The sequence below is a fragment of the Flavobacterium frigoris genome (assembly GCF_900111075.1).
In the GTDB taxonomy this organism is placed as follows: Bacteria; Bacteroidota; Bacteroidia; order Flavobacteriales; family Flavobacteriaceae; genus Flavobacterium; species Flavobacterium frigoris.
This window is the reverse complement of sequence record NZ_FOFZ01000048.1, coordinates 1-1604: the sequence shown is the minus strand read 5'-3', so window position 1 is coordinate 1604 and position 1604 is coordinate 1. Positions and strand designations below refer to the sequence as shown.

Below are 1604 nucleotides of genomic sequence, written 5' to 3'. Positions count from 1 at the left end.
TTCTATGGTCACGATTGAGTCTTTTGTAAGCTGTTTTCATATTACAATTTTAAGTATTTTTTGTCTTAAAATTGCGTTAGATTCCTGACTCTGCGCTAAAATATATTACAACGTTTCGCGGCTTTGCGAGGTTGCGAACTTCGGAACCGCGTATTTTCTGCTAAGATAAAATTTCTTGCGAAAGATAAACTTGAATTTTGCACTTATTTCGCAATCTCGCAAAACCGCTGTTGGCAGATGTTTTATTTTTCTCCATAACTATAATCATTTTCGCAATTTTCACAAATATCAACACCTGAATTAAAATCATAAAATTCATTACTGCATTTTTGACAAGTTATTGTTTTTTTTGGTATCGTAAATTCTATTTCATTTTCTCCATCACGACTATATTCTCTACTTATGATGTAATTCAGTCCGCAGTAGTCACATTCTTTGCCAACATTAAATTCCCCTTCCCAAACTGCATTTATATGTTCACAATCTACACATTTAAAGTGTAAACTATTACACCAAGAACAATTTCCAACTTCAATTGAATCAATTTTATATTCAATAATACTTCTTCGTGGAGAATCTTCTTTGAAATCTAATTCAGTCTGATTTTCATCAAAAAACGTTTCAATTATTCTTTCATCATTAATTTCAGTTTTATTATAAAAATTTACTGAATTTAATCGTTGATCATTCTCTTTACAAACTTCGCAAAATTCAACATCATCATTCCATTCATTTTCTTGTAACTCTCTAATTCTCTCAATTTCTTCTTTTGTTACAATATCTTTTTCAATAGTATTTATTGCTTCTCCAACAATTGTATAAAATTGACTTTTTGTTTCTTCAAAATCTTCAATAAAATCTGGATGTAGTGATTTTTTTCCTTCTTTTTTTTCGCAAAAATCATCTGTATTGTATGTAATAAATATTGCGCCTTCAATGTTGTTTTTTTTGACATAGTCAAAAAAACTTAAAATAATTAATGCGTCAGCAAAACTATTTTTACCTTTAAATGGAGCTTTTTTATCAAGCGCATATTGACCTGCTTTTAAAAAAATTTCTGTTTCAATTGAAATAATTGTTGAGTTAAATTTAAACAAATCATCTATTAATTTTATATTTTCATTTACAGCGTTAAGAATTTCATTTTTTTTCTTTTTAAATTCTTCAAGAAAATCTTCAAAATATTCACTTTTGTTATCTTTTTCAAGTAGAAAATTAAAAAAATCTTTTTCACCTTTATTTCCTAGCAATTTCAGAATTTTTTTAAGTGCTTCTGTTATATCATTAAAATGCTTTAAACTTCCTTGTCTAACTGTTTTATCTTTATGTGTTTCCCACTCTTTTTTTACTATTTCAGGTAACAATATGGTTATGTTTCCATTACCAACTTCTTTATTAATAAAATTAAGAATTTTTGCAGGTTCTGTTCCGTTAGCAAGATAAATCCAAGTATTAGTATCAAGTGTTATGTAATGCATTTATCAAGTTTTATTATTTATGCGATTTTCAAAAATATCTGCCAACGTCAGTCTGTGAAAAAACCTCCGTTTAATTCTATCAAATATAAACAAATAATCTAATTATTAGACAGAAAAGTTGTATAT

1 protein-coding gene is annotated in these 1604 nt (G+C 27.1%); it reads right to left on the bottom strand.

Annotated features, from left to right (window positions below; genetic code table 11):
* Positions 1–242 precede the first annotated feature (242 nt).
* Positions 243–1478 (bottom strand): PIN domain-containing protein, encoded by a 1236-nt coding sequence (locus BMW63_RS17720; protein ID WP_074724786.1) that lies wholly within the window; start codon positions 1476–1478, stop codon positions 243–245.
* Positions 1479–1604 lie beyond the last annotated feature (126 nt).